The sequence below is a fragment of the Bradyrhizobium sp. 179 genome (assembly GCF_023073535.1).
Classification (GTDB): Bacteria; Pseudomonadota; Alphaproteobacteria; order Rhizobiales; family Xanthobacteraceae; genus Bradyrhizobium.
The window spans coordinates 1-25,869 of sequence record NZ_JADPJR010000055.1 but is presented as its reverse complement, the minus strand read 5'-3'; the positions used below and the strand labels follow the sequence as shown (position 1 = coordinate 25,869).

Sequence of the window (25,869 nt, the reverse complement as noted above, 5' to 3'; positions counted from 1 at the left end):
ATGTATGCGGCAGCTATGGTTAACGAGTGTTAACTGACATCAGCCATTCCGGGGCGGGGCGAAGCACCGAACCCGGAATCTCGGGTTCAGCGCTGTGCCCCCGGAATGACGCCAAAGCCTTACGCGCCCAGCGCCTGTTCCAAATCCGCAATCAGATCTTCCTTATCCTCGATGCCGATCGAAAGCCGCACCACGTCGGGGCCGGCGCCGGACTTGATCTTGGCGGCATCGTCGAGCTGGCTGTGCGTGGTCGAAGCCGGGTGGATCACCAGCGAGCGGGTGTCGCCGACATTGGCCAGATGCGAAAACAGCTGCAATTTCGACACCAGGCTGACGCCGGCGTCATAGCCGCCCTTGAGGCTGAAGGTGAACACGGCGCCCGCGCCCTTCGGTGCATATTTGCGCGCGAGCTGATTGTACTTGTCGCTCGGAAGGCCGGCATAACTGACTGAAGCCACTGCCGGGTGGCCGACGAGGAATTCGGCGACCGCCTTGGCATTGTCGCAGTGCTTCTGCATGCGCAGCGGCAGCGTCTCGATGCCGGTCAGGATCATGAAGGCGTTGAACGGCGAGAGCGCCGGCCCAAGGTCGCGCAAGCCCAGCACGCGGCAGGCGATCGCGAAGGCAAAATTGCCAAAGGTCTCCTGGAGGCGGATGCCATGATATTCGGGCCGTGGCTCCGACAGCATCGGATATTTGCCGCCGGTGGACCAGTCGAAGGTGCCGGCATCGACGATGATACCGCCCAGCGAATTGCCATGGCCGCCCAGGAATTTCGTCAGCGAGTGCACGACGATGTCGGCGCCATGGTCGATAGGGCGGATCAGATAGGGCGAGGCCAGCGTGTTGTCGACGATCAGCGGCACGCCGGCTTTGCGCGCCACCGTCGAGATCGCTTCGATATCGGTGATGCCGCCGGCGGGATTAGCGATCGACTCGATGAAGATCGCCTTCGTGCGGGGCGTCACCGCGCGCTCGAAGCTTGCGATGTCGTCGGGGTCGGCCCACACCACGTTCCAGCCAAAGCTCTTGAACGCATGCGTGAACTGATTGATCGAGCCGCCATAGAGCTTTCGCGCCGCGATGAATTCGTCGCCGGGCTGGAGCAATTGCTGCAGCACCACGACTTGCGCGGCATGGCCCGAAGCCACCGCAAGCGCGGCCGTGCCGCCTTCGAGCGCCGCGACACGTTCTTCCAGCACCGCGTTGGTGGGATTGCCGATGCGGGTATAGATGTTGCCGAACGCCTGCAGACCGAACAGCGAGGCGGCGTGGTCGGCGTCGTTGAACACGAAAGACGTCGTTTGATAAATCGGAGTTGCGCGCGCACCGGTGGTGGGGTCGGGCTGTGCACCGGCATGCACGGCGAGCGTGGAAAATCCCGGAAGGCGATCGCTCATTGAGGCGTCCTGTTCTCTTGATCTGAAATCGCGCGGCATGCTGATCGGCGCGGCGTCCGCCGTCAAGCTGCTGCTTCACATCGGAACGATCGTGCTACGCATTGTCGCGATCGCGAAATGAATCCTTCGCGATCGCGTCAGCTCTGCTCGGTCTTGTTTTTGGCGGCGCGATCGGATGCCGCGGTGTCGCCACCGCCGACACTCATCCGATTGAGGGATAGCCGCATGCCTTGCGTCGGTGCCGGAGCGCGCTTGGAACTGAGCGTGCGTGAATTGACGCCCATCCAGGAGATCTCGGACGACAGGCGCCCGTATTCGATCTTGGGACAGCGGTTCATCACCACCTTGATGCCGACGGACTCTGCCTTCGCCGCCGCCGCGTCGTCGCGCGCGCCAAGCTGCATCCAGATCACCTTCGGCAGCGGATCGAGCGTGAGCGCCTCTTCGACGACAGGCATGATGTGGCTCGAGTTGCGAAAAATGTCGATCATGTCGACGGGACGGCCGATGTCTACGAGCGAGGCCACGAAGGGGTTTCCGAGCAGCTCCTTGCCGACATGGCCGGGATTGACCGGGATCATGTCATAGCCGCGCTGCGCCAGATATTTGAACGCAAAATAACTCGGCCGCACGTTGACGGGCGAGGCGCCGACCATCGCGATCGACTTCACGCTGTTGAGGATGCCGCGGATGTAATTGTCGGGGTAGGCGTCGTGGTTCATCTCTTATCTTTTCTTGTTATCATTCATCCCGCCACGTCGGCGTACGCTTCTCGATGAAGGCGCCAATGCCTTCCTCGGCGTCGCGCGCCATCATGTTCTCGGTCATCACCTCTGCCGCATAGCGATAGGCGTCGGCAAGGCTCATCTCGGCTTGGCGATAGAACGCCTCCTTGCCGAGCTTGACGGTGTAGGCAGATTTCAGCGCGACCTGATTTGCGAGCGCAATCGCGGCATCGCGCTCAGTGCCGGCGGGGACGACGCGATTGATAAGGCCGATCTCGCGGGCGCGCGTGGCCGAGATCGGCTCGCCCGTCAGCAGCATCTCCATCGCCTGCTTGCGTGGAACGTTGCGCGACAGCGCCACCATCGGGGTCGAGCAGAACAGGCCGATATCGACGCCGGGCGTGGCGAAACTCGCAGCGTCCGAGGCGATCGCGAGATCGCAGCTTGCAACCAGCTGGCAGCCGGCCGCGGTGGCAACGCCCTGGACCGCGGCGACGACCGGTTTGGGCAGGCGCACGATCGCCTGCATCATGGCGCTGCAGGCGGTCATGATCTGCGCAAAATAGGCGCGGCCGCGATCAGGATCGGCGCGGCGACCGCTCAGTTCCTTCAAATCGTGGCCCGCGCAGAATGCCGGTCCGTTGGCCGCGATGACGGCTCCGCGGATACGCTTGTCCTCGGCGATCGCATTCACGCTCGCGTGCAGGTGCCCGATCATCGCCTCAGAGAGGCTGTTGCGGGCCTCGGGCCGGTTCAGCGTGAGGATGGCAATGCTGCCGACGATTTCGCGCAGCAGGATCGGCGGTTGCGGGGAAGGGGCGCGGGCGACCTGGGCGGACATCGAAGCGTTTCCGGTTAGATTATTGCATTTGGATGACGCAGATAACTTAATGTACCAGGGGACATGAAGCGAGGGTGGGGAACAGCATGGCGTTAGCGAAAATGAGCGTGGCAGAGCTCGAGCAGTTTCTGCGCGACGAGTTTCCCCAGGCCTTCAGCGGCGATGACGTTACGATCGAAAGCGCCGATGGCCAAACCTGCCTTTTGCGCCAGCGCTACAGCGAAAGGATGCTGCGGCCGGGCGGAACCGTGTCCGGCCCGACGCTGATGGCGCTGGCTGATTTCGCCATGTACGTGGTGCTGCTATCGGCGATCGGGCCGATCGGGCTCGCGGTCACCACCAATCTCAACATCAACTTCCTGCGCAAGGGCCAGCCGGGGCAGGACGTGCTGGCGGAGGCGCGGCTGCTCAAGCTCGGCAAGCGCCTTGCGGTCGGCGAGGTAAATCTGCTGTCCGGAACCTCGCCCGACCCAATCGCGCATGTCACCTCCACCTATTCCATTCCAAATGTTTGAGGTTTTTGCAGGTATCTTACTACCATAATTTTAAGCCATTGATATTGTTAGTGTAATTTCGCGCTTTGGGCATTGACCGCTGCGCCGCTCTTCTCTAGAAACCGCCCAGTCTGGTGCGGTGTTCGCGCCGATGTCTCCCTCACGGAAATTCTGACATGAAAACCTTTTCGGCAAAGCCGGCCGAGGTGACGAAGAAGTGGGTGCTGATCGACGCCAAGGGTCTGGTCGTCGGCCGTCTCGCCACCATTGTCGCCATGCGGCTCCGCGGCAAGCACCTCCCGACCTACACCCCGCACGTCGATTGCGGCGACAACGTCATCATCATCAACGCGCAGCATGCGGTCCTCACCGGCCGCAAGCGCGAGCAGAAGACCTACTACAAGCACACCGGCTACGTCGGCCACGTCAAGGAGCGCACCGCGCGCCAGATCCTCGAGGGCAAGCATCCCGAGCGTGTGCTCGAGAAGGCCGTCGAGCGCATGATCCCGCGTGGTCCGCTCGGCCGCGTGCAGATGGGCAATCTCCGCGTCTACGGCGGTGCCGATCATCCGCACGAGGCGCAGCAGCCCGAGAAGATCGACATCGCCAAGTTGAACCGCAAGAACACGAGGGCCGCATAACATGGCCGAATCCATCCAGTCGCTCGACCAGCTCTCGCAGCTCAAGACGGCGGCCGCGCCCGAGGCGCCCAAGCACGAGAAGAAGGTCGACAAGTTCAACCGCGCCTATGCTACCGGCAAGCGCAAGGACGCAGTCGCCCGCGTCTGGATCAAGCCGGGCGCCGGCAAGGTCATGGTCAACGCGCGTGAGGTCGAGGTCTATTTCGCCCGTCCCGTGCTGCGTATGATGATCCAGCAGCCGTTCGTCGCGGCAGCGCGCGCCGGCCAGTATGACGTGATCTGCACCGTCGCCGGCGGCGGCCTGTCCGGCCAGGCCGGCGCCGTCCGTCACGGCATCTCCAAGGCGCTCACCTACTTCGAGCCGGAGCTGCGCGGCGTGCTCAAGAAGGGCGGCTTCCTCACCCGGGACTCCCGCGTGGTCGAGCGCAAGAAGTACGGCAAGGCCAAGGCCCGCCGGTCCTTCCAGTTCTCGAAGCGTTAATCACTTCGGCCGCATTCGCCGCGAAAGCGGCTTCAATGAGATGCAAAAGGGCGCTGATTTCAGCGCCCTTTTTGTTGTTCGTTTGTACGCAAATTGATGGCGTGTTTCCCGAAAACTTGGGTCCGCGTGAAAACCTGAATGGAACCCGCGGGACATAGCGTCGCATTCGGAAGGGCGCGCAAATCGGCGGTGCCGATCGCGTAACTGCTATATTCTAGAGGGGGCCGACATGATGTCGCTCGATAGCATCACGCTCTATTTGGTCGCCACCATGGTTGCCGCTCTGCTCGGCGCCATGATGGTGTTTTTCGGCAGGCAAGAGAACAGCCCCGCGCTGAAATGGTGGGGCACCGCCTATCTGCTCGGTGCCGCCTCCGTCGCGCTGTGGACTGCGGCCGGCGAAAAGCTGGGCCCGCATCTTTACCTCGCGCTGAACGCGATCGGATTCGCGGCCTGCGGCATGGTGTGGAACGCCGCGCGAGTCTTTCATGGCCGCAAGCCCAACTGGCCCGGCCTCGTGCTTGGCGCGCTCGCCTGGATCGCCGCGGTGACGCTGCTCGGCGCCGAGCCGTCCATGCTGCGCATGATCATCGGCGCCGGCATCGTCTCGGTCTATGCGGCCCTGACCGCGAGCGAACTCTGGACCGAGCGGCGCAAGAGCCTGCAACGGCGCCGGCCGGCCTTCGCGGTGCCGATGATGCATGGCTGCGTCTTGATGCTGCCGATCCTCATCGGCAGCTTCCTGCGCCCCCACGATGCGACCTTCTCGTCGAGCATCTGGGTCACCGTGTTCGCGGTCGAACTCGTGCTCTATGCCGTCGGCACCGTGTTCGTGATCTTCATGCTGGTGTCCGAGCGCACGGTGACCGCGCACCGGACCGCGGCGTCCACCGATCCCTTGACCGGCATGCTCAACCGGCGCGGCTTCTCCGAAGCCTGCTCGCGCGTGATCGAGCGCGAGGCCAAGGCCGGGCGGCCGGTGACCGTGATGATCTTTGATATCGACCACTTCAAGTCGATCAACGACCGGTTCGGCCATCCCGCCGGCGACGAGATGCTGAAACTTTTCTCGACCGTCGTCGTCAACAACCTGCGCATCTCCGACCTCTCGGGCCGCATCGGCGGCGAGGAGTTCGCAGCCCTGCTGCCGTGTTCGCTGGAAGAGGGGGTGCTGGTCGCCGAGCGCGTGCGCGAAGCGTTCGAGACCTCCGGCGTCGTGGTCGATGAAGGTCCGGTCGATACCACCGTCAGCATCGGCGTCGCCGGCGGTCCGGCCGGCACCGAGCTCGAGGTGCTGCTGGCCTCGGCCGACACCGCGCTGTACCAGGCCAAGCGCGGCGGCCGAAACCGCGTCGAGGCGGCGGAGGAGCTGCCGCTGTCGCTGGAGAATTGGCGCCGCCAGAGCGCGGCGCGGACCGGCGCCGCGCAGGTACGTCCGGCCACCGCCTGAGACGGCAGGCGACCTTGCGGTAATCCTCTGTTTACCATTCGATCCCTACCATCATGGTCATGGAATCGATCCGTCGACAGACCCCGCAGGCCGCCCTGATGTCACTCGAAGCCCAAGCTGCCTCGGCGCGCGGTGGCTTCGCCTGTCTGTTCTCGACCGCGGACGAATACGAGCGCGCGCTGATCACGGAGCGTCGTTCTCAAGGACGATACGGCCAAGGCCGCAGCTACTGGCCCTTCGTGCTGTTCGTCGGTTGCGCGTTCATCGTGGTGGGCACCGTGCTGCTGCTCGCCTGAGAGGTTTGCGTTTTCCAGCCGGCCAAGCGCCGTTTCGGAGCCTTTTTCTTTTGCGACGGCTGCGGTAGACACGCCCATCGAACAAAAATGAGTGGAAACCGATGATCACCGAGATCGCGCAGATCGATGTCAAGCCGGGCAGCGAAAAGGATTTTGAGGCGGCTGTCGCGAAGGCAAAGGCCGCCTTCGGCCGCTCCAAGGGCTTTCACGGCTTCGAACTGCACAAGTCGATCGAGAAGCCGCAGCGCTATCGGCTGATGGTGAAGTGGGCGAGCCTGGAAAACCACACCGTCGATTTTCGCGGTTCCGAAAACTTCACCGAATGGCGCGGCCTCGTCGGGCAGTATTTTGCTTCACCCCCCGAAGTCGAGCACACCGAGATCGTGCTGACGACCTGACGAGCAGGCTCAGGCCGCCTCGGTCAGAGACGGCGCCTCATACGTCTTGAAATGATCGATCATGACCTTGGCAATGGCGACCAGTGGCAGCGCCAGCGCGAGGCCCCAGATTCCGAACACGACGCCGAGCAGGATCTGGAACGCGAACAGCGTGGCCGGTGGAATGTCCAGCGCCTGGCGCTGAAGGAGCGGCGTCAGCACGTAGCTCTCCATCGCATGGACGGCGAGGAAAAGCAGCAGCGCCGACAGTGCCGCGAGCCAGCCCGAAGCCAGGCTCGCCAGCACCACGATGACGCCGGCGATAATGGCGCCGACGGTTGGGATAAAGGCAAGCAGGCCAGCCTGGATTCCCAGGATGAACGCGCCGGGGATGCCGATGATGGCCAGGCCGATCCAGGTCACCGCGCCGACCGCGAGCATGACCGTAATCTGCGCGATCAGCCAGCGCTCCAGCGTTTCAGCGGTACGGTCGATGATGAGGGTGACGCGCGTACGATGCTTGGCCGGCGCGAGGAACAGCAGGCCGTCGTGATAGACGCCGGGCTGGGCGGCGAAGGACAGCCCTAGGAACAGCACGATAAAAATGTTCCCGACACCATGGATGGTGCCGAGCAGCAGCTTGAAGGTCTGGCTCACGATCGCTCCGCCGCTGGAAGCGAGCGCGCCGGCGCCGGGCAAAGGACCGCGCGGGGGCGCTGCTGGTGAGGGCGTCGAGCTCGCCGGTGCGTCGGCCGAGAAGTCAGATGCAGCATTGCCGAGGTCGAAGAAGCTGGTGTCGATGCCGTGGTTTTCGAGGAAAGACCTGACGTTGGTGATCTGCGACTTGATGGTTTTGCTCAGCAGCGAGGCCTGCTCCGCGATGGTGGCGCCGCCGAGATAGGCGACGCCCGCGAGCATCAAAGCGAGGGCGATGCAGACGATCGCGAGCCGGACGGGATGGGGCAGGTGCACGCGGCGGCCGAGCGCCCCCGTCAGCGCGTTAAGGCCCAGGCCGAGCAGCATGCCGGTGAAGATCAGCAGCAGGGTGGCGGCAAAATACCAAGTGAAGACCAGCATCGCCGTGAACAGCACGACACTGACGCCCCCGACCGAGATCGCCCAGGCGAGATCGGCGCGGGCGCGGGGCCGTTCATCTGCGGGAATGGTCACATCGGGTCCTTTCGGCGGCTGCGGGGAGGCACTCTTTCGCGAAATCCCGCCTCGGATCAAGCCGGTCGAAAACCGCCGGTTTGACGTTGTCCACCTTGTCGTGCCAGCGCGAACAGTGTCGCGGCCGCCCTCTGGCCGGGCATTTGCGCGAAAATGGCATTGCCGTCCCGCGATCCCCTCTGTTGAATTTGTTCTCCCCCAAGGGCATGTTTGGAGAATCTTCTTGCGGGAGGTCGGAACGGGAGATGAGAAAGCCGGTCGTCGGCGTGATCGGGAATTCCCATCGCGTCGAAAATCGATTTCAGGTCCAGATGGTCGGCGAGCGAAATCTGCGCGCCGTAGCCGAGGTCTCCGGTGGCTTGCCGCTGATGTTCGCAGGCTCGCCCGACATCACCGATATCGGGGCGCTGCTCGATACTGTCGACGGCGTCATCCTCACCGGCGCCCGGGCCAACGTGCACCCGACGCGTTTCAACGTCGATCCTTGCGAGAAGCACGAGCCTTACGACATCCACCGCGACGAAGTCGCGCTGGCGCTCTCGGTGGCCTGCGTCGCCCGCGGCATCCCGCTGTTCGGCATCTGCCGGGGCCTGCAGGAGATGAACGTCGCCTTCGGCGGCTCGCTGCATCCCGAGATCCGCGAAATCCCGGGCCGCATAAACCACCGTATGCCCAGGCTCGAAAATGGCGAGATCCATCCCGATCCCACCGTGGTGTTCGCCGACCGCCACGACGTCGACCTGACGCCGGGCGGCGCGTTCGCGAAGATCCTCGGCTGCGAGAAGATCCGGGTCAATTCGCTGCATGGTCAGGGTATCCTGGAGCCCGGCAAGCGCGTGCTGATCGAGGGCGTCGCCGAGGACGGCACCATCGAGGCGATCCGCATCGCCGAAGCCCCGACCTTCGCGCTCGGCGTGCAATGGCACGCCGAATACGACCCCCAACGCAATCCGATCAATCGCAAACTGTTCGAGGCCTTTGGCGAGGCGCTCGCGGCGCGGCAGAAGGCTGCGGCGTAGGCTAAGCACACGGCGAGAATGCCTCGGTTTTTTCGCAATCCGGTTTCTGCCGCAACGTCTGTGCCAGAATCGGGGAGCAGGAGCCCTCGCACTGATCGCTCGGCGGCATGCAGCCAACGAGCGAGATGATCGCGAGCACGTTCGGACCGATCGGCACGGACGGGGTGAGGTGGTACGATAGCAGCGCCGGGCGCAGGGCGGATCAGCTAGGCATGGTCGGCCACCGCCTCTCTTGGACCAATCACATCGCCATCCTGCAGGACCATCGCATTGCGTTGCACAATCGCGACGTTGGTCTGCGCAGCATTGAGGTTCACGAGAGGACCACCATATGCTCTGCAAGGGAGCCCTTGCCGTGCAGACCATGAAGGCGGCCCTCGTTGCGGCGATTACCGTCGTGGCTTTGACCTGCTGCCTCCTTCCCAGCTCAGCGGAGGAGAGCGGCCGTGTTGCACTGGTTGCTTCGATCGACGGGGCCATTGGCCCTGCGTCAGCCAGCTACGTGCGGGAGGCTTTGGCCAAAGCGAGCGAACGGCGCGCCGAGGTCGTGCTTCTGAGAATGAACACGCCCGGCGGTCTCAATTCCAGCATGCGCGAGATCATCGCGGATGCGCTCGCCTCGTCCATCCCTATCGTCGGCTACGTCGCCCCATCCGGCGCCCACGCGGCGAGTGCCGGGACCTACATTCTTTATGCGACCCACATCGCGGCGATGGCACCAGGCACCAATATCGGTGCGGCGACGCCGGTCCAGATTGGCGGGCCGCTACCGGGCTTGCCGAGCGGCACACCCGAGAAGGATGGCAAAGACAAGAAGGGTGAGCCGAAGGACGCGATGACGGCGAAGGCCACGAACGATGCCGTTGCCTTTATCCGCAGCCTTGCCGAGCTGCGCAACCGCAATGCGGATTGGGCAGAGAAGGCGGTGCGTGAGGCCGCCACTCTCTCTGCCAATGGCGCGTTAGAGGCACATGCGATCGATCTCGTCGCGCGCGATCAGGCCGAATTGCTGCGGCAGATCGATGGCCGTGTGGTGGAGATTGCAGGCGGCAAGTCGCAGCGCCTCGCGACGAAGGATGCTGTCGTCGAAGCCATCGAGCCGGGACGGATATCCCGCTTCCTGGCGGTCATCACCGATCCGAACGTGGCGTTCATTCTCCTGATGGTGGGCATTTACGGTCTGATCTTCGAGTTCATGTCTCCCGGAGCCGTCGCTCCCGGAGTGGTCGGCGCGATCTGTCTGCTGATCGGCCTCTATGCGCTCAATTTGCTGCCGATCAACTATGCCGGCCTCGCCCTGATGCTGGTCGGACTCGTGCTTCTCACCGTCGAAGCCTTCAATCCGACGGTGGTGATCGGTCTCGGAGGGATCATTGCCTTCGTGCTGGGTGCGCTGATGCTGTTCAGGGTCGAGGCGCCCGGCTACCGCCTGTCGTGGTCGGTGATCGGCATCACTGCAGCTGTGTTCGTCGGCTTTGCTCTGGTCTTGCTTGGTTCGCTTCGGCGTGCCGCCAAGGCTCCTGAACGGGTCGGCGCGCAGGCCATGCGAGGCTTGCCTGCTGAGGTCCTCGATTGGAATGGGAGCGAAGGTCATGTCTTCGCCCATGGCGAGCGCTGGCAGGCGCGCGGCGCCGACTCGTTCAAGCCCGGAGAGACGGTCGAAGTTACCAGCGTCGTCGACCTGACGCTGCTGATACGGCGCGCGCCGCTGCGGAGTGGTAAGGGAGGTACATCATGATGCTGGAATATCTGACCTATGCGGCACTCGCGTTGCTGGTCATCATGTTTCTGTCCCAAGCCATTCGAATTCTGCGCGAGTACGAGCGCGGCGTCATCTTTACGCTCGGCCGCTTTACCGGTGTGAAGGGCCCGGGCCTCATCATCCTCGTTCCGATCGTGCAGCAACTCGTCAAGGTCGATCTACGCGTGATGGTGCAGGTCGTGCCGCCGCAGGACGTGATTTCGCGGGACAACGTGTCCGTCAAGGTCAATGCCGTTCTGTACTTCCGCATCGTCGATCCCGAGCGCGCCATCATCAAGGTCGGCGATTACATGGCGGCCACCAGCCAGCTCGCCCAGACCACGTTGCGTTCGGTGCTCGGCAAGCACGAGCTCGACGAGATGCTTGCCGAGCGCGACAGGTTGAACGCCGATATCCAGGAGATCCTCGACAAGCAGACTGACATCTGGGGCATCAAGGTCACCGGCATAGAGATCAAGGACGTCGATATCAACGAAACCATGGTTCGCGCGATCGCCAAACAGGCCGAGGCGGAGCGCTTGCGGCGAGCCAAGGTGATCAATGCGATGGGCGAGCAGCAGGCCGCCGAAAAGCTCGTCGAAGCCGGCCGGATCCTCGCGCAGGAGCCTCAGGCAATGCAGCTGCGTTATTTCGCGGCTCTGCACGACATCGCCGGCGAACGGTCGTCGACCGTCGTGTTTCCGCTGCCGACGGGCTTGCTCGATCATTTCATGCCGCGGCCTAACAACCCTTAGCCGTAAGCGGCGAGGATGACCCCATCTCGGCCCAAAATGGGCATCTCGAATGTTGATGCCTACTTAAACGGGAGAAACATCCGAAGGACCCCGCCTATGGCGGACCCCCCGGCGAATATCACGTCCTCATGGTGAGGAACTCGCCTCAGCGTGCGCCTCGAACTATGCAGGCAGGCCGAGCACGTTCGACAAGATTGCAGCAGTCATATGCGATAGCCTTACCACAACTTCCGAAACGAAAAGGCGCCCCCTTTCGGAGCGCCTTTTGCTTGTCGCATGGCATTCGAGCCGATCAGCCCGAATAGTACATGTCGAATTCGATCGGATGCGGGGTCATCTCGAAGCGCTCGACTTCGGTCATCTTCAGCTCGATATAGGCATCGATGAAGTCGTCGTCGAACACGCCGCCGGCCTTGAGGAAGGCGCGGTCCTGGTCGAGATTCTCGAGGGCTTCACGCAAGCTGCCGCACACCGTCGGGATCTGCTTCAGCTCTTCCTTCGGCAAATCGTAGAGATCCTTGTCCATCGCCGGACCCGGATCGATCTTGTTCTTGATGCCGTCGAGGCCGGCCATCAGCATCGCGGCGAAGCCGAGATAGGGATTGGCGAGCGGATCGGGGAAGCGCACTTCGACGCGCTTGGCCTTCGGCGAAGCGGTGTAAGGGATGCGGCAGGAGGCCGAGCGGTTGCGCGCGGAGTAGGCGAGCAGCACGGGCGCTTCATAGCCAGGGACCAAACGCTTGTAGGAATTGGTCGAGGGATTGGTGAAGGCGTTGATCGCCTTGGCGTGCTTGATGATGCCGCCGATGTAATGGAGGCAGGTCTCGGACAGGTCGGCGTACTTGTTGCCGGCGAACACCGGCTTGCCGTCCTTCCAGATCGACTGGTGAACGTGCATGCCCGAACCGTTGTCGCCATAGACCGGCTTCGGCATGAAGGTGGCGGTCTTGCCGTAGATGTGCGCGACCTGGTGGATGCAATATTTGTAGATCTGGATGTGGTCGGCCATCAGCGTCAGCGTGTCGAACTTCATGCCGAGCTCGTGCTGGGCGGAGGCGACTTCGTGGTGATGCTTCTCGACCTTGACGCCCATCTTGGCCATGGCCCCGAGCATCTCCGAGCGCATGTCCTGCACGGAGTCCTGCGGCGGAACCGGGAAGTAGCCGCCCTTGGTGCGGACGCGGTGGCCGAGATTGCCGCCTTCATATTCGGTATCGGAGTTGGTCGGCAGTTCCGAGGAGTCGAGACGGAAACCGGTGTTGTAGGGGGTCGAGGAGAAGCGCACGTCGTCGAACACGAAGAACTCGGCCTCGGGGCCGACGAAGACGGTGTCGCCCACGCCCATCGACTTCACCATCGCCTCGGCCTTCTTGGCGATGCCGCGGGGGTCGCGGTTGTAGGGCTCGCCGGTGGTCGGCTCGAGCACGTCGCAGGTGATGACCATCGTGGTCTCGGCGAAGAACGGGTCGATCGTCGCGGTCACCGGATCGGGCATCAGGCACATGTCGGACTCGTTGATCGCCTTCCAACCGGCGATCGAGGAACCGTCGAACATCGTCCCTTCGGCGAAAATATCCTCATCGATCATGCTGACGTCGAACGTCACATGCTGCCACTTGCCGCGCGGATCGGTGAAGCGCAGGTCGACGTATTTGACGTCGTTGTCCTTGATCGATTTCAGGACGTCTTTGGCGGTCTTCATGCATACCCCTTTTGGCTCTGCGGGTCGGTTTCCAGATGAGCAAGATTATTCTCGCTTTGGGCGAGTTTTGCGCGCGTACAAACGAAATCAGGCCGCCGAAGCAGCCTTATTTCCTGTCAGAGTGTCGCAAAATGCGGGATAGCACCCGGCTCAGATAGCGTCCAGCCCGGATTCGCCGGTTCGGATGCGGATCGCCTCTTCGATATTGGAGACGAAGATCTTGCCGTCGCCGATGCGCCCGGTCTGCGCCGCGCGCCGGATCGCGTCGATGGCGCGCTCGACCAGATCGTCGCCGATCACGATCTCGATCTTCACCTTGGGCAGGAAGTCGACGATGTATTCTGCGCCGCGGTAGAGTTCGGCGTGACCCTTCTGCCGGCCAAAGCCCTTGGCTTCGGTGACGGTGATGCCCTGTAGGCCGACTTCCTGAAGCGCTTCCTTCACCTCGTCGAGCTTGAATGGCTTGATGATGGCTTCGATTTTCTTCACTGCGCGCCTCCCGGCCTTTCGATCAAATAGCAACGTCTTCGTCAGGATGCGCTTTTGTCACGCACAATCGTTCTTCGCTATGCCGGGATGCCTGACCAGCCCGGCAACGACGGCCGGCCACGCCCTGATAGATGCCAGTGAGCACGACAAACCGAAGCGGCTTCCTCGAAAGCAGGGTCTATGCCAAGTTGCAAATGCCCTGATTATTGGAGCGTTATCAGCCTTTTAACGAGCACAATCTGATAGGTGGCGCCGACCGGCACAAAATACCGAAGACTACGAAATAGGCAAACGGTTCAATATGTGTGCAGATCGTTTGTTTCGTGGGATGGGTCGGCACGGAACGTGCCTGTTGAACGGGCGTTTGGACAGGGAAGTGGCATGGAAGTTCTGACCAACGCTGAAATGCAGCGCGCCGATCAGCTCAGCATTGCGGCAGGCACGCCCGGCTTCAAGCTGATGCTCGGCGCCGGCCAGGCGGTCGCCGAGGCGGCCAATGCGCTGGTGGAGGAGGGGCCGATCCTGATCGTCGCCGGTCCCGGCAACAATGGCGGCGACGGTTTTGTCGCAGCCGCCGAGCTCGCCGCCCAAGGGCGCGAGGTCTCGGTGATCCTGATGTGCGAGCGCGACCAGCTTCAGGGTGACGCCGCCTCGGCCGCGCGCGGCTGGAAGCACCCGGTGCTCCCGTTCAATCCGCAGGCGATCGGAAAGCCGGCACTGATCATTGATGCGCTGTTCGGCGCGGGTCTCAGCCGTCCGGTCGATGGCGAGGCGCGCGCGATGATCGAGGCGATCAACGGCAACGGCGCGCCGGTGCTGGCCGTCGACCTGCCGAGCGGCATCAACGGCACCAGCGCCGCGGTGATGGGCGCGGCCGTGAATGCCGCGGAGACCGTGACTTTCTTCCGCAAGAAGCCGGCGCATCTGTTGCTGCCCGGTCGCATGCATTGCGGCCGTGTGCGCGTCGCCGACATCGGCATCGACGCAAGCGTGCTGGACGAGATCGCCCCGCAGCTCTTCGAGAACGATCCGGATTTCTGGGGCGCCGCCTTTCCGGTGCCGCGCGTCGACGGTCACAAATTTGCGCGAGGCCATGTGCTGGCCGTCTCCGGTGATGCAGCCGCAACGGGCGCTGCGCGGCTTGCCGCACGCGCGGCGCTGCGGGCCGGCGCCGGCCTCGTGACGCTGGCGAGCCCGCGCGATGCGCTCGCGATCAACGCGAGCGCGCTGACCGCGGTGATGGTTCGCCCGATCGACACCGCGATCGAGTTCGGCGAGCTTCTCGGCGACAAGCGCTATAACACCTGCATGATCGGCCCCGGCGCGGGCGTCGGCGAGCGCACCTGCGATCTCGTTCACACCGCGCTGACGGCCCAGCGGCGCCTGGTGCTGGACGCCGACGCGCTGACGAGCTTTGCCGCAAAGCCCGAGCGGCTGTTCGAATCGATCAAGTCGTCGCAGGACAATACGGTGGTGCTGACCCCGCACGAGGGCGAGTTTCCGCGGCTGTTTTCCGACCTCAGCAACAAGCATCCGGGCCGCTCGAAACTCGAGCGCGTTCGCGCCGCCGCCGAGCGCTCCGGCGCCGTCGTGCTGTTGAAGGGACCGGACACGACGATCGCCGCCCCCGACGGCCGCGCCATCATCGCCGCCAACGCGCCGCCCTGGCTCGCCACCGCCGGCGCCGGCGACGTGCTCTCGGGCATCATCGCTGGCCTCCTGGCGCAAGGCGTGCCGGCGTTCGAGGCCGCCAGCATCGGCGTGTGGATGCACGGCGAGGCGGGGCGGGAAGCCGGGCCCGGGCTGATCGCAGAGGATCTCACCGAGACGCTGCCAGCCGTGCATCGGCGGATCTATGACGCGCTCGGGGTAGAGTACTAGTGCTCAGGCCACTCGCGCTGCCCGACATGGATGCCGCCGCACAGGTCCATCGCATCGCGTTCGACCACGCCATGTCGTGGCTGGTTGGGCTGCACACGCTGGACGAGGACCGCTGGTTCTACCGCGAGCGCGTTTTTCCGATATGCCGCGTGTGGGGAAGTTTCGACGGCGATGTGCTGAGCGGGCTCATCGCTTTCCGTGACGGATGGATCGAGCAGCTCTATGTGCTTCCCGTTGCCCAAGGCCGCGGCGTCGGCACCGGACTGCTCGAGGTCGCCAAGCGCGCCTGTGAACGGCTGGAGCTCTGGACCTTCCAGCGCAACGCCTCGGCGCGAGGCTTCTACGAGAGAAGGGGTTTTAGCTTGGTCGAGCAGACCGACGGTATGCGAAACGTGGAGAATGAGCCGGACGTCCGTTACCGCTGGATACGCGAACCCACTTGATGTGCAAAAGAATGTAGTCTATAAACTACAAGTGGTTGACCTCAAGCAGACTGAGACCTTTCGGAAGTGGCGATCGCGTCTCAGGGACGAGCGTGCCAGAGCGGTGATTGCGTCGCGATTGGATCGGCTGGCTCAAGGGCATGCCGGCGATGTCGAGCCGGTGGGCGATGGCGTGAGCGAACTGCGTATCCATTACGGCCCCGGCTATCGCATCTATTTTCAAAAGCGGGGCAACACAATCATCGTTCTGCTGTGCGGCGGCGACAAGAGCACGCAGGCGAAGGACATCAAGGCGGCCAAGCGCCTCGCCGAGATGTGGAGCGAATGAGATGGGCGAGAAGCTGACGACTTATGATCCGGCGGAGGACCTTCAGTCCGACGAGGCGATTGCCGTCTTCATGGAAGAGGCGTTCAAGACGGAGGACGTAGCCTATATTGCCCACGCGCTTGGCGTCGTCGCCCGTGCCAAAGGCATGACGCAGATCGCCAAGGAGACGGGCCTTTCTCGTGAGCAACTCTATCGCTCGTTCAGCGCCAACGGCAATCCGACGCTGAAGACGACTATCGCGGTGATGAAGGCCCTTGGGATCGAGCTTACGGCCAAGCCGCACGCCTAATTGGCGGGGCGCTCACTCCACCGCGTACCAGCGCACCAGGCGCGGGGCGGCCCAGTCGGTCAGAACGGATTCGAGCAGCCATCGTCCGGGTGAGGTCGCCGCGAACGCGATGCGCTGGGTCTGGCGGGGCTCGATCGCGAGCGTGTCGAGCCAGTAGGGCTTCCAGCCGTCGTCAAGTTTGTCGAGCAGGCGGAAGGGGTGGCCGTGCAGGTGGAACACGGTGGTGATCGGGGCGGCGTTCTGCAGGACCAGCACGACGGTGCGGCCGGTCTTGGCGCGGAAGGCGGGGGCGGAAGCGGTGGAAAAGTTTGCCGGCCGCGCCCAGCCGGAATCGGCTGCGCCCAGCGCGACATCGAACCGCAGGGCGCCTCTCAGATCGAGTTGATCGGGCAGGTCATTGGGAGGGAGAGGTTGCGGCGGCAATAGCGGCGCGCGCTCCAGCCTGCCCGATACCTTGAGGCTGCCTACGCTTCGCGCCTCCTTGCCGTCATGCAGCACGAAAGCGGCCGATGTGGCCGCGTCCACAAACGCGTCGGCCCGCGCACCGGGAGCCAGCACGAGGACGCCATTGCGAGCCGGGAAGGGCTCGGCCGGCTGCCCGTCCAGGGCCATGACCCGGACCTCGTGGCTTTCCAATTTGATCGCCAGAACAGTGCGTTGGGAGCCATTGATAAAGCGCAGCCGCAGCCGCTCATTGGCCGCGGCTGAGAGCTCGAATGAAGTCTGTCCGTTGATCGTATAGAGCGGCGTCCTGTCCTGGGGATCGCGACCGGGGACAAGCGCGGTCCCGTCCGGCCGCAGGCGCCATTCCTCAATCAGCAACACCTCGTCGCGATCGACGGGGACCCGATTTGCCTCCTCGGCGATGATCGGAAGCGGCCGCGCGGGTTGCTTCAGGCCGTCCTCGAAGAGCCGGAAGTCGGCCAGCAGGGTTCCGGCACTAGATATTGAGATGATTGATGTTTCAGTCGCGTCCGGGGCGGTTGGCGCGCGCCCCCGGAGCGGATCGGAAGCGGCCGGGCCGTTCAGGCCGGACCAGACTGGTGCAAGCGGCACAGGCAGCTCGTTCCGGAACACCACCTCGCAGCGGTTGCCGCGCTTGAGACGAACGTTTCCCAGATGGCTTACGGCGGCGAGCTCCCAGATCGGCGTAGGCGGCTGACCCTGCCTCAGCGCCAACGTCGCCGGCCTTGCCTGGAGGGCGAGCTGGGCAGTGACCGGCGGGGTGGCGCCACCGGCGATCAGCCCGGCCGCCGTGGCGCCGAGGCCCGCCAAGACCTCGCGTCGGCTCAGGTCAAAAATCCACGTTGTCATGGCCGATCCGGACCACGCCGCGCTGGATAAGTCCAGCCGTCATGCCTATTTGATGCCTGCCTCCGACCAGCCATTTTTTTGCTGCGAACAGTCGGGCACATGCTATAAGCCCGGCCGCCCGCGGCATCGCGGCCGGCCTTGATGCGAATTCACGCGGGCGTGGCGGAACTGGTAGACGCGCTGGATTTAGGTTCCAGTGTCGCAAGATGTGGGGGTTCGAGTCCCTCCGCCCGCACCAAGCGCTTTCAGCGTTTGCACGGATTACGAGGCCAGCTTCCTCGCGGATGTTTGTCCGCTTGGAGCCGGCCTGTTGAACCACCGGCGTTGAGGCGTCTGCCTCGCGCCGGATTAATGACAGCGTCCCGACGCATGCGCGCCGGGACCGAACGAGAAGAAGATTGGACGCCATGCAGGTCACAGAGACCCTCTCGGAAGGTTTGAAGCACGAGTTCAAGATCAGCGTCCCTGCGTCTGATCTCGACGCCAAGGCCGATGCCAAGCTCGTCGATCTCAAGGACAAGGTCCGCCTCAACGGCTTCCGTCCCGGCAAGGTGCCGGTCGGTCACCTGAAGAAGGTCTATGGCCGCTCGGTGATGGCCGAGACCATCGACCAGACCATCCGCGACACCAACACCCAGCTGTTCTCCGAGCGCGGCTTCCGCCTTGCGACCGAGCCGAAGATCACCATGCCGACCGAGCAGGCCGAGGTCGAGGAGCTGCTGTCGGGTAAGACTGATCTGACCTACACGGTCGCAATCGAGGTGGTGCCTTCGATCGCGCTCGCCGACTTCAAGACCTTCCAGGTCGAGAAGCCCGTCGCCGAGGTCACCGATTCCGACGTCGACGAGGCGATCAAGCGCATCGCTGATTCCAACCGTACCTATGCTGACAAGGGCGAGGGCGCCAAGGCCGCCTCGGGCGACCGCGTCACCGTCGCCTTCAAGGGCACCATCAACGGCGAAGCCTTCGAGGGCGGCACCGGTGAGGGCATCCAGGTCGTCATCGGCTCCAACACCTTCATCCCCGGCTTCGAGGAGCAGCTGACCGGCATCGGCGCGGGCGAGACGCGCACGCTAAAAGTGTCGTTCCCGAAGAACTACATGAACGACAAGCTCGCCGGCCAGCCCGCCGAGTTCGAGACCACCGCGACGTTGATCGAGGCGCCGCAGGACATCGCGATCGACGACGAGTTCGCCAAGACGCTCGGCCTTGAATCGCTCGACAAGCTGAAGGAAGCCGCGCGCGAGCGTCTCGCCGCCGAGTTCGCGACCGCGACGCGTCAGCGTGTCAAGCGCGCGCTGCTCGACCGCCTCGACGAGGCGCATCGCTTCGAAGCGCCGCCCTCGCTGGTCGACGAGGAGTTCAATCTGATGTGGAACTCGGTCAAGGCCGAGATGGACTCCGCCGGCAAGACCTTCGCCGACGAGAACACCACGGAAGATGCCGCCAAGGAAGAGTACCGCAAGATCGCCGACCGCCGCGTGCGCCTCGGCCTCGTGCTCTCCGAGATCGGCGAGAAGAACAAGATCACCGTGACCGACGACGAGGTCGGCCGCGCGGTGATCGAGCGGGCGCGCCAGATGCCCGGCCGTGAGAAGGAGGTCTGGGACTATTACCGCAACAACGCCCAGGCGCTGGCCCAGCTTCGTGCACCGATCTATGAGGACAAGGTCGTCGATTTCATCCTCGAACTCGCAAACGTGACCGAGAAGAAGGTCTCGCGCGAGGACCTCTACAAGGACGACGAGGCGGAAAAGACCGCTGCCTCAAGGGATTGAGGCAGTCTTCTATTAAGAATGATCAGCGAAGAGGCCAAGCTAGCCAGATGGCCGGCTGGGCCTCTTTGTGCGAATCAGCTTCAACTACCCGAGGGATTAAGCCTTAATGCGCTCCGCACTTGTCAGGCGCGAATTGGGCTATATCTGTCGGTACGCCCTGTACCAATGTTCTACCTCTGCCAAGTTCCTGCATCACAGGACGTCCATCCGCCTTCCGGCAAATCCAGCCAAACTGGCAGCCAAGCCTGGCGATGTCCGTCTCCGAAACCCTAGGTGACTCATGCGCGATCCGGTTGAAACCTACATGAACCTCGTGCCTATGGTGGTCGAGCAGACCAACCGTGGCGAGCGCGCCTACGACATTTTCTCGCGCCTGCTGAAGGAGCGCATCATCTTCGTGACCGGCCCGGTCGAGGACGGGATGTCGACGTTGATCGTCGCGCAGTTGTTGTTCCTCGAGGCTGAAAATCCGAAGAAGGAAATCTCGATGTACATCAACTCGCCGGGCGGCGTGGTGACGTCGGGGCTTGCCATCTACGACACCATGCAGTTCATCCGCCCGCCGGTCTCGACGCTGTGCACGGGCCAGGCGGCTTCGATGGGCTCGCTGCTGCTTGCCGCCGGCGAGAAGGAGATGCGCTTCTCGCTGCCGAACGCGCGTATCATGGTTCACCAGCCCTCCGGCGGCTTCCAGGGCCAAGCCACCGACATCATGCTGCACGCCCAGGAAATCCTGAATCTGAAGAAGCGGCTCAACGAGATCTACGTCAAGCACACCGGCCAGACCTACAAGTCGATCGAGGACGCGCTGGAACGCGACAAGTTCCTGACTGCGAACGACGCCAAGGAGTTCGGTCTGGTCGACAGGGTGATCGACAAGCGCGCCGAGGAACCGGCGCCGGCGAAAACCCAATAGCACTACCCGGTGGTTACGGCGATCCCTCGGGATCGCCGGGGACCGTCAGGACGGTGTTCACGTTAAGGGCGCGTTGCAAAACGCCGTCTTGCGTCCTGCGACAGGCAGAAAGTTCCGCTTTCGTGCTTGTTTTTCGTGGTAATCCAGCAACGCCGGAATGATTTCGATCACTTCGCCCGTGCCAAGGCCGGAAATCACGGTATTGTCACGGGTAGCCGGCGAGCCCCGATTAGCGAATTCTTGATAGTCGGGTGACAGCATGGTTGGCTACGATTGATCGGCTAAGATCGCGGAGAATCGAGCGACCGTGATTCGCACGGGATGTAACGCGTAGGGTCTTTTTTGGTACGGAATTTGCTCTACTTAAGCTTCATGCCGGCCATCGTGTCGGAATGGAGCGATCGAGCGGAACGGGATCGAACCGCGGACGGAGACATGAATGAGTAAGGTCGGCACGAGCGACTCCAAGAACACGCTATATTGCTCGTTCTGCGGCAAGAGCCAGCACGAAGTCCGCAAACTGATCGCGGGTCCCACGGTCTTCATCTGCGACGAGTGCGTTGAGCTCTGCATGGACATCATCCGCGAGGAGAACAAATCCTCGCTGGTCAAGTCGCGCGACGGCATTCCGACGCCGAAGGAAATCTGCAAGGTCCTGGACGATTACGTGATCGGCCAGAGCCATGCGAAGAAGGTCCTGTCGGTCGCGGTGCACAACCACTACAAGCGCCTCAACCACCAGACCAAGCACAACGACGTCGAGCTCGCGAAGTCGAACATCCTGCTGATCGGTCCGACCGGCTCGGGCAAGACGCTGCTCGCGCAGACGCTCGCCCGCATCCTCGACGTGCCGTTCACGATGGCGGACGCGACGACGCTGACCGAAGCCGGCTATGTCGGCGAGGACGTCGAGAACATCATCCTGAAACTGCTCCAGGCTGCCGACTACAATGTCGAGCGCGCCCAGCGCGGCATCGTCTACATCGACGAAATCGACAAGATCAGCCGCAAGTCCGACAATCCCTCGATCACGCGCGACGTGTCGGGTGAGGGCGTGCAGCAGGCGCTGCTCAAGATCATGGAAGGCACGGTGGCTTCGGTCCCGCCGCAGGGCGGCCGCAAGCATCCGCAGCAGGAATTCCTGCAGGTGGATACCACCAACATCCTGTTCATCTGCGGCGGCGCCTTCGCCGGTCTCGAAAAGATCATCTCGGCGCGCGGACGGTCGACCTCGATCGGCTTCGGTGCCCAGGTGCTCGCGCCAGAGGATCGCCGGACCGGCGAGATCTTCCGTCACGTCGAGCCTGAGGATCTCCTGAAGTATGGCCTCATCCCCGAGTTCGTCGGTCGTCTGCCGGTCGTGGCGACGCTCGAGGACCTGGACGAGACCTCGCTGAAGAAGATCCTCACCGAGCCGAAGAACGCGCTGGTGAAACAGTACCAACGCCTGTTCGAGATGGAGAACATCGAGCTGACCTTCGCCGACGAGGCGCTTGGCGCGGTCGCGCGCAAGGCGATCGAGCGCAAGACCGGCGCGCGCGGTTTGCGTTCGATCCTCGAGGCGATCCTGCTCGAGACCATGTTCGACCTGCCGGGTCTGGAAGGTGTGGAAGAGGTCGTGATTTCGCGAGAAGTCGTGGAAGGCACGGCGCGTCCGCTCTACATCTACGCAGATCGGTCCGATCGCGCCGTCGAGAATGCCAGCGCCTGATTTCCCGGCGCTGGAACGCTCCAATCGTCTCATCAAGGAGGGCTGCGGAGCTGTATCTCCGCAGCCGGTGTTGCGTCGCTTACCTGCGTGCGTAAGCGCCTGAAGGCGCGCGTTTTTCAATGACTTGACACCCCCCGGGTCGATAGCCACCTAATGTCGGCGGCGAGCGAAAATTCTCTTCTGGATTCGCCTCAGTTCCGATCCGGCAAGCCGGTCCGACTCGCAAAAGGACCGACCGGCTCTGCGGATCACGTCGGCACCTTGTGGCGGTTGCGCATGATCAGCGGGCTGCGTGCAAGGGGGCAAAGCAAAAGGAAAAGGCCATGACTAATCCCAAACCTCGGCCAACCATCGTTCATGGCGAAACGCACGCTTATCCCGTGCTGCCGCTGCGCGATATCGTCGTCTTCCCGCACATGATCGTGCCGCTCTTCGTCGGCCGCGAGAAGTCGATCCGCGCGCTCGAAGAGGTGATGAAGAACGATGCGCTGATCATGCTGGCGACGCAGAAGAACGCGTCCGATGATGATCCGGCGCCCGATGCCATCTACGAGACCGGTACGCTTGCCAGCGTGCTCCAGCTCTTGAAGCTTCCCGACGGCACCGTGAAGGTGCTGGTTGAAGGGCTCGAGCGTGCGCGCGTGCAGAAATACACCGATCGCGCCGACTATTACGAAGCGACCGCCGTCGCGCTCGCCGACACCGACGCGAAGTCGGTCGAGGCGGAGGCGCTGGCGCGCTCGGTCGTGTCCGACTTCGAGAGCTACGTGAAGCTCAACAAGAAGATCTCGGCCGAGGTCGTCGGCGTCGTGCAGGCGATCACCGATTTCGCCAAGCTCGCCGACACCGTCGCCTCGCATCTTGCGGTCAAGATCGCGGACCGCCAGGGCATCCTGGAGACGCTGTCCGTCACCACGCGCCTCGAGAAGGTGCTGGGCCTGATGGAGAGCGAGATCTCCGTGCTCCAGGTCGAGAAGCGCATCCGCTCGCGCGTCAAGCGCCAGATGGAGAAGACCCAGCGCGAGTATTATCTCAACGAGCAGATGAAGGCGATCCAGAAGGAACTCGGCGACGACGACGGTCGCGACGAGCTCGCCGATCTCGAAGAGAAGATCTCCAAGACCAAGCTCTCCAAGGAAGCGCGCGAGAAGGCGCAGCACGAATTGAAGAAGCTGCGCCAGATGTCGCCGATGTCCGCGGAAGCGACCGTCGTGCGCAACTATCTGGATTGGCTGCTGTCGATCCCGTGGAACAAGAAGTCCAAGGTGAAGAAGGATCTGGAAGCGGCGCAAGCCATCCTGGACTCCGATCATTACGGGCTCGAGAAGGTCAAGGAACGCATCGTCGAGTATCTCGCAGTGCAGTCGCGCGCCAACAAGCTGACGGGTCCGATCCTGTGCCTCGTCGGGCCTCCCGGCGTCGGCAAGACCTCGCTCGGCAAGTCGATCGCGAAGGCGACGGGGCGCGAATTCGTGCGCGTCTCGCTTGGCGGCGTGCGCGACGAGGCCGAGATCCGTGGCCACCGCCGCACCTATATCGGCTCGATGCCCGGCAAGATCATCCAGTCGATGCGCAAGGCGAAGTCGTCCAATCCGCTGTTCCTGCTGGACGAGATCGACAAGATGGGCGCCGATTTCCGCGGCGATCCGTCCTCGGCGCTGCTCGAGGTGCTCGACCCCGAGCAGAACGCGACCTTCAACGACCACTATCTCGAGGTCGACTACGATCTGTCCAACGTGATGTTCATCACGACCGCGAATACGCTCAATATTCCGGGCCCGCTGATGGATCGCATGGAGATCATCCGGATCGCGGGCTACACCGAGAACGAGAAGGTCGAGATCGCGCGCAAGCACTTGATCCCGAACGCGGTGTCCAAGCACGGCCTGGACTCCAAGGAGTTCTCGATCGACGACGACGCGCTGCTGCTCTTGATCCGCCGCTATACCCGCGAAGCGGGCGTGCGCAATCTGGAGCGTGAGCTCTCGACACTCGCCCGCAAGGCGGTGAAGGAGCTGATGATCTCCAAGAAGAAGTCGGTCAAGGTCACCGAGAAGACTCTGGAAGAGCTGCTCGGTGTGCCGAAATACCGCTTCGGCGAAATCGAGAGCGAGCCGCAGGTCGGCATCGTCACCGGCCTTGCCTGGACCGACGTCGGCGGCGAGCTGCTGACGATCGAAGGCGTCATGATGCCCGGCAAGGGCAAGATGACGGTCACGGGCAATCTCCGTGATGTCATGAAGGAGTCGATATCGGCGGCGGCGTCCTACGTCCGCTCGCGTGCGATCAACTACGGCGTCGAGCCGCCGCTGTTCGACAAGCGCGACATCCACGTGCACGTGCCGGAGGGCGCGACGCCGAAGGATGGTCCGTCCGCGGGTGTCGCCATGGCGACCGCGATCATCTCGGTCATGACCGGCATTCCGGTCCGCCACGATGTCGCGATGACAGGCGAGATCACGCTGCGCGGTCGCGTGCTGCCGATCGGCGGCCTGAAGGAGAAGCTGCTGGCTGCTGCCCGCGGCGGCATCAAGACGGTGCTGATCCCCGAGGACAATGCCAAGGATCTCACGGAGATTTCCGATGCGATCAAGGGCGGCATGGAGATCATCCCGGTTTCTCGCCTCGACGACGTTGTCGCCAAGGCGCTGGTCAAGAAGCCGGTCCCGATTGTCTGGGAAGAGGACACCAAGGTGACGGTGAAGCCGGACGGGGATGAGGCCGCCGGCGGCCTGACCGCCCACTAAGGTTCAGCGAAAGATGATAAAACGGCGCCTTCGGGCGCCGTTTTTGTTTTGGGGCCAGAGGGAGAGGCGATGCAGATCGATGGGCAATGCCATTGCGGCAAGATCAGCTTCGAGGCCGACATCGATCCCGAGGCGGTCTCGGTTTGCCACTGCACTGACTGCCAGGCCCTGACCGGCTCGCCGTTCCGGGTGACGGCCGTCTGTTCCGGAGCGGACGTCCGCCTGACCGGCGGCACGCCCAAAATCTATGGCAAGCGGGGCGACAACGGCCGAATGCGCTTCCAGCATTTCTGCGCCGATTGCGGTTCCCCGCTGTTCACGAGCGGTGAGGGCGACCAGGCCGACGACTGGGGCATCCGCTGGGGCAGCATCCGCCAGCGCAACACTCTTAGGCCGGTCCGGCAGATCTGGTGCCAGTCGGCCGCGGTCTGGATCGATGCGGTGCCAGGGCTGCCGGGGAGACCGAAGGATTGAGCTTGGCGTGTATCGGGAAGTCCGCCTTCGCCTGTCGGGCTCCGGCGTGACAGCCCTCGCCCGCTTCGCGTCAATGATGTTCCGAAGGTGGCTTGCCCAGCCGTAGGTCGCGAAGCGAGCTGAGCGGCCCGAGACATAGGTGACACTTCGTACCGGACACATGGGTTACACTTTCCGCTTTTGTTCTGCGGGAGGTGCGGATGCCGTGGAAAGCGAGTTCGGTGATGGAGGAACGCCTGCGGTTTGTCGTCCGGCTGCTGGACGGCGAGGCCATGACGGACGTCTGCCGGGATTTCGGCATCTCGCGAAAGACCGGCTACAAGATCTTTGGCCGGTACAAGGAACACGGGTTCGAGGCCCTGACGGACCGGTCGCGACGGCCGGTGCGCTACGCCAACCAGCTGCCG

Annotated in this window: 27 protein-coding genes and 1 tRNA gene; 20 read left to right on the top strand and 8 right to left on the bottom strand. The window is 63.3% G+C overall.

Annotated features, from left to right (window positions below):
• Positions 1-119: 119 nt before the first annotated feature.
• From IVB12_RS13475 to IVB12_RS13465, 3 genes are all read right to left on the bottom strand, one after another.
• Positions 120-1,400, bottom strand: coding sequence for an O-acetylhomoserine aminocarboxypropyltransferase (locus IVB12_RS13475; protein ID WP_247277100.1), 1,281 nt, complete (start codon positions 1,398-1,400; stop codon positions 120-122).
• Positions 1,401-1,537: 137 nt separating this feature from the next.
• Positions 1,538-2,122, bottom strand: a complete 585-nt coding sequence (locus IVB12_RS13470) for a CoA-binding protein (protein WP_247299555.1) — start codon at positions 2,120-2,122, stop codon at positions 1,538-1,540.
• Between the two features lie 19 nt (positions 2,123-2,141).
• Positions 2,142-2,966 (bottom strand): enoyl-CoA hydratase, encoded by an 825-nt coding sequence (locus IVB12_RS13465; RefSeq protein WP_247299553.1) that lies wholly within the window; start codon positions 2,964-2,966, stop codon positions 2,142-2,144.
• A gap of 86 nt (positions 2,967-3,052) precedes the next feature.
• Between IVB12_RS13465 and IVB12_RS13460 the strand changes: the two genes are divergently transcribed.
• From IVB12_RS13460 to IVB12_RS13435, 6 genes are all read left to right on the top strand, one after another.
• Positions 3,053-3,481, top strand: a complete 429-nt coding sequence (locus IVB12_RS13460) for a PaaI family thioesterase (RefSeq protein WP_247277103.1) — start codon at positions 3,053-3,055, stop codon at positions 3,479-3,481.
• A gap of 155 nt (positions 3,482-3,636) precedes the next feature.
• Positions 3,637-4,101: a 50S ribosomal protein L13 gene (gene rplM, locus IVB12_RS13455; RefSeq protein ID WP_011087726.1), complete on the top strand. Its 465-nt coding sequence runs from the start codon at positions 3,637-3,639 to the stop codon at positions 4,099-4,101.
• Position 4,102: 1 nt separating this feature from the next.
• Positions 4,103-4,582 (top strand): 30S ribosomal protein S9, encoded by a 480-nt coding sequence (gene rpsI / locus IVB12_RS13450; RefSeq protein ID WP_247299545.1) that lies wholly within the window; start codon positions 4,103-4,105, stop codon positions 4,580-4,582.
• 229 nt (positions 4,583-4,811) lie between these two features.
• The gene (locus IVB12_RS13445; protein ID WP_247299543.1) at positions 4,812-6,032 is read left to right on the top strand and encodes a GGDEF domain-containing protein; all 1,221 of its coding nucleotides are present in this window, start codon (positions 4,812-4,814) and stop codon (positions 6,030-6,032) included.
• A gap of 59 nt (positions 6,033-6,091) precedes the next feature.
• The gene (locus IVB12_RS13440; RefSeq protein WP_247299541.1) at positions 6,092-6,328 is read left to right on the top strand and encodes a hypothetical protein; all 237 of its coding nucleotides are present in this window, start codon (positions 6,092-6,094) and stop codon (positions 6,326-6,328) included.
• 101 nt (positions 6,329-6,429) lie between these two features.
• On the top strand, positions 6,430-6,726 hold the full coding sequence (locus IVB12_RS13435) for an antibiotic biosynthesis monooxygenase family protein (RefSeq protein ID WP_247277107.1): 297 nt from the start codon (positions 6,430-6,432) through the stop codon (positions 6,724-6,726).
• Positions 6,727-6,735: 9 nt separating this feature from the next.
• Here the strand turns inward: IVB12_RS13435 and IVB12_RS13430 are convergent, their stop codons facing one another.
• Complete coding sequence (locus IVB12_RS13430) at positions 6,736-7,875, bottom strand: AI-2E family transporter (protein ID WP_247299539.1); 1,140 nt, start codon at positions 7,873-7,875, stop codon at positions 6,736-6,738.
• A gap of 245 nt (positions 7,876-8,120) precedes the next feature.
• Between IVB12_RS13430 and IVB12_RS13425 the strand changes: the two genes are divergently transcribed.
• The 3 genes from IVB12_RS13425 (at position 8,121) to IVB12_RS13415 (ending at position 11,390) form a co-directional block, all read left to right on the top strand.
• Positions 8,121-8,894: a gamma-glutamyl-gamma-aminobutyrate hydrolase family protein gene (locus IVB12_RS13425; protein WP_247277109.1), complete on the top strand. Its 774-nt coding sequence runs from the start codon at positions 8,121-8,123 to the stop codon at positions 8,892-8,894.
• 355 nt (positions 8,895-9,249) lie between these two features.
• Positions 9,250-10,632: a nodulation protein NfeD gene (locus tag IVB12_RS13420; protein ID WP_247299690.1), complete on the top strand. Its 1,383-nt coding sequence runs from the start codon at positions 9,250-9,252 to the stop codon at positions 10,630-10,632.
• Entirely contained in the window at positions 10,629-11,390 is a 762-nt protein-coding gene (locus IVB12_RS13415) for a slipin family protein (RefSeq protein WP_247277111.1), read from the top strand. The genes IVB12_RS13420 and IVB12_RS13415 overlap by 4 nt, the downstream gene beginning before the upstream one ends.
• Positions 11,391-11,682: 292 nt before the next feature.
• Here IVB12_RS13415 and glnA read toward each other — a convergent pair whose 3' ends face one another.
• Positions 11,683-13,092: a type I glutamate--ammonia ligase gene (gene glnA / locus IVB12_RS13410; protein WP_247277112.1), complete on the bottom strand. Its 1,410-nt coding sequence runs from the start codon at positions 13,090-13,092 to the stop codon at positions 11,683-11,685.
• Between the two features lie 150 nt (positions 13,093-13,242).
• A complete protein-coding gene (locus IVB12_RS13405; protein WP_007603495.1) occupies positions 13,243-13,581 on the bottom strand; it encodes a P-II family nitrogen regulator in 339 nt (112 codons plus the stop codon).
• Between the two features lie 381 nt (positions 13,582-13,962).
• On the opposite strand from IVB12_RS13405, the gene IVB12_RS13400 reads away from it, so the two are divergent.
• The 4 genes from IVB12_RS13400 to IVB12_RS13385 are packed head-to-tail and all read left to right on the top strand — an operon-like array spanning position 13,963 to position 16,522.
• On the top strand, positions 13,963-15,462 hold the full coding sequence (locus IVB12_RS13400) for an NAD(P)H-hydrate dehydratase (protein ID WP_247299536.1): 1,500 nt from the start codon (positions 13,963-13,965) through the stop codon (positions 15,460-15,462).
• 26 nt (positions 15,463-15,488) lie between these two features.
• Positions 15,489-15,905 (top strand): GNAT family N-acetyltransferase, encoded by a 417-nt coding sequence (locus tag IVB12_RS13395; protein ID WP_247299534.1) that lies wholly within the window; start codon positions 15,489-15,491, stop codon positions 15,903-15,905.
• 31 nt (positions 15,906-15,936) lie between these two features.
• On the top strand, positions 15,937-16,233 hold the full coding sequence (locus IVB12_RS13390) for a type II toxin-antitoxin system RelE/ParE family toxin (RefSeq protein WP_247299532.1): 297 nt from the start codon (positions 15,937-15,939) through the stop codon (positions 16,231-16,233).
• A 1-nt stretch (position 16,234) separates the two neighbouring features.
• Positions 16,235-16,522: an addiction module antidote protein gene (locus IVB12_RS13385; RefSeq protein WP_247299530.1), complete on the top strand. Its 288-nt coding sequence runs from the start codon at positions 16,235-16,237 to the stop codon at positions 16,520-16,522.
• Between the two features lie 12 nt (positions 16,523-16,534).
• Here IVB12_RS13385 and IVB12_RS13380 read toward each other — a convergent pair whose 3' ends face one another.
• Positions 16,535-17,836 (bottom strand): multicopper oxidase domain-containing protein, encoded by a 1,302-nt coding sequence (locus IVB12_RS13380; protein ID WP_247299528.1) that lies wholly within the window; start codon positions 17,834-17,836, stop codon positions 16,535-16,537.
• A gap of 153 nt (positions 17,837-17,989) precedes the next feature.
• On the opposite strand from IVB12_RS13380, the gene IVB12_RS13375 reads away from it, so the two are divergent.
• The 3 genes from IVB12_RS13375 to IVB12_RS13365 all read left to right on the top strand — a co-directional run bounded on the left by IVB12_RS13375 (position 17,990) and on the right by IVB12_RS13365 (position 20,530).
• Positions 17,990-18,074, top strand: a tRNA-Leu gene (locus tag IVB12_RS13375).
• A gap of 169 nt (positions 18,075-18,243) precedes the next feature.
• Complete coding sequence (tig, locus tag IVB12_RS13370) at positions 18,244-19,614, top strand: trigger factor (protein ID WP_247299526.1); 1,371 nt, start codon at positions 18,244-18,246, stop codon at positions 19,612-19,614.
• Between the two features lie 280 nt (positions 19,615-19,894).
• On the top strand, positions 19,895-20,530 hold the full coding sequence (locus tag IVB12_RS13365) for an ATP-dependent Clp protease proteolytic subunit (RefSeq protein WP_247299524.1): 636 nt from the start codon (positions 19,895-19,897) through the stop codon (positions 20,528-20,530).
• A 57-nt stretch (positions 20,531-20,587) separates the two neighbouring features.
• Here the strand turns inward: IVB12_RS13365 and IVB12_RS13360 are convergent, their stop codons facing one another.
• On the bottom strand, positions 20,588-20,791 hold the full coding sequence (locus IVB12_RS13360) for a hypothetical protein (RefSeq protein WP_247299522.1): 204 nt from the start codon (positions 20,789-20,791) through the stop codon (positions 20,588-20,590).
• 178 nt (positions 20,792-20,969) lie between these two features.
• On the opposite strand from IVB12_RS13360, the gene clpX reads away from it, so the two are divergent.
• From clpX to IVB12_RS13340, 4 genes are all read left to right on the top strand, one after another.
• A complete protein-coding gene (gene clpX, locus IVB12_RS13355) occupies positions 20,970-22,241 on the top strand; it encodes an ATP-dependent Clp protease ATP-binding subunit ClpX (protein WP_008547851.1) in 1,272 nt (423 codons plus the stop codon).
• A 323-nt stretch (positions 22,242-22,564) separates the two neighbouring features.
• Positions 22,565-24,988, top strand: coding sequence for an endopeptidase La (lon, locus tag IVB12_RS13350; protein ID WP_247277118.1), 2,424 nt, complete (start codon positions 22,565-22,567; stop codon positions 24,986-24,988).
• Positions 24,989-25,057: 69 nt separating this feature from the next.
• Complete coding sequence (locus IVB12_RS13345) at positions 25,058-25,462, top strand: GFA family protein (RefSeq protein ID WP_247299521.1); 405 nt, start codon at positions 25,058-25,060, stop codon at positions 25,460-25,462.
• A 224-nt stretch (positions 25,463-25,686) separates the two neighbouring features.
• The coding region (locus IVB12_RS13340; RefSeq protein ID WP_247299688.1) for a helix-turn-helix domain-containing protein at positions 25,687-25,869 on the top strand (183 nt) is incomplete at its 3' end.

Bases quoted from the DNA above. Each gene is read 5' to 3' on its own strand.
- IVB12_RS13470 (WP_247299555.1), bottom strand. From the start codon at position 2,122: ATGAACCACGACGCCTACCCCGACAATTACATCCGCGGCATCCTCAAC.
- IVB12_RS13400 (WP_247299536.1), top strand. From the start codon at position 13,963: ATGGAAGTTCTGACCAACGCTGAAATGCAGCGCGCCGATCAGCTCAGC.
- IVB12_RS13380 (WP_247299528.1), bottom strand. From the start codon at position 17,836: ATGACAACGTGGATTTTTGACCTGAGCCGACGCGAGGTCTTGGCGGGC.
- IVB12_RS13395 (WP_247299534.1), top strand. From the start codon at position 15,489: ATGGATGCCGCCGCACAGGTCCATCGCATCGCGTTCGACCACGCCATG.
- IVB12_RS13435 (WP_247277107.1), top strand. From the start codon at position 6,430: ATGATCACCGAGATCGCGCAGATCGATGTCAAGCCGGGCAGCGAAAAG.
- tig (WP_247299526.1), top strand. From the start codon at position 18,244: ATGCAGGTCACAGAGACCCTCTCGGAAGGTTTGAAGCACGAGTTCAAG.
- clpX (WP_008547851.1), top strand. From the start codon at position 20,970: ATGAGTAAGGTCGGCACGAGCGACTCCAAGAACACGCTATATTGCTCG.
- IVB12_RS13425 (WP_247277109.1), top strand. From the start codon at position 8,121: ATGAGAAAGCCGGTCGTCGGCGTGATCGGGAATTCCCATCGCGTCGAA.
- IVB12_RS13445 (WP_247299543.1), top strand. From the start codon at position 4,812: ATGATGTCGCTCGATAGCATCACGCTCTATTTGGTCGCCACCATGGTT.
- IVB12_RS13440 (WP_247299541.1), top strand. From the start codon at position 6,092: ATGGAATCGATCCGTCGACAGACCCCGCAGGCCGCCCTGATGTCACTC.
- IVB12_RS13385 (WP_247299530.1), top strand. From the start codon at position 16,235: ATGGGCGAGAAGCTGACGACTTATGATCCGGCGGAGGACCTTCAGTCC.
- lon (WP_247277118.1), top strand. From the start codon at position 22,565: ATGACTAATCCCAAACCTCGGCCAACCATCGTTCATGGCGAAACGCAC.
- IVB12_RS13415 (WP_247277111.1), top strand. From the start codon at position 10,629: ATGATGCTGGAATATCTGACCTATGCGGCACTCGCGTTGCTGGTCATC.
- IVB12_RS13365 (WP_247299524.1), top strand. From the start codon at position 19,895: ATGCGCGATCCGGTTGAAACCTACATGAACCTCGTGCCTATGGTGGTC.
- rplM (WP_011087726.1), top strand. From the start codon at position 3,637: ATGAAAACCTTTTCGGCAAAGCCGGCCGAGGTGACGAAGAAGTGGGTG.
- IVB12_RS13465 (WP_247299553.1), bottom strand. From the start codon at position 2,966: ATGTCCGCCCAGGTCGCCCGCGCCCCTTCCCCGCAACCGCCGATCCTG.
- IVB12_RS13360 (WP_247299522.1), bottom strand. From the start codon at position 20,791: ATGCTGTCACCCGACTATCAAGAATTCGCTAATCGGGGCTCGCCGGCT.
- IVB12_RS13475 (WP_247277100.1), bottom strand. From the start codon at position 1,400: ATGAGCGATCGCCTTCCGGGATTTTCCACGCTCGCCGTGCATGCCGGT.
- rpsI (WP_247299545.1), top strand. From the start codon at position 4,103: ATGGCCGAATCCATCCAGTCGCTCGACCAGCTCTCGCAGCTCAAGACG.
- IVB12_RS13345 (WP_247299521.1), top strand. From the start codon at position 25,058: ATGCAGATCGATGGGCAATGCCATTGCGGCAAGATCAGCTTCGAGGCC.
- IVB12_RS13460 (WP_247277103.1), top strand. From the start codon at position 3,053: ATGGCGTTAGCGAAAATGAGCGTGGCAGAGCTCGAGCAGTTTCTGCGC.
- glnA (WP_247277112.1), bottom strand. From the start codon at position 13,092: ATGAAGACCGCCAAAGACGTCCTGAAATCGATCAAGGACAACGACGTC.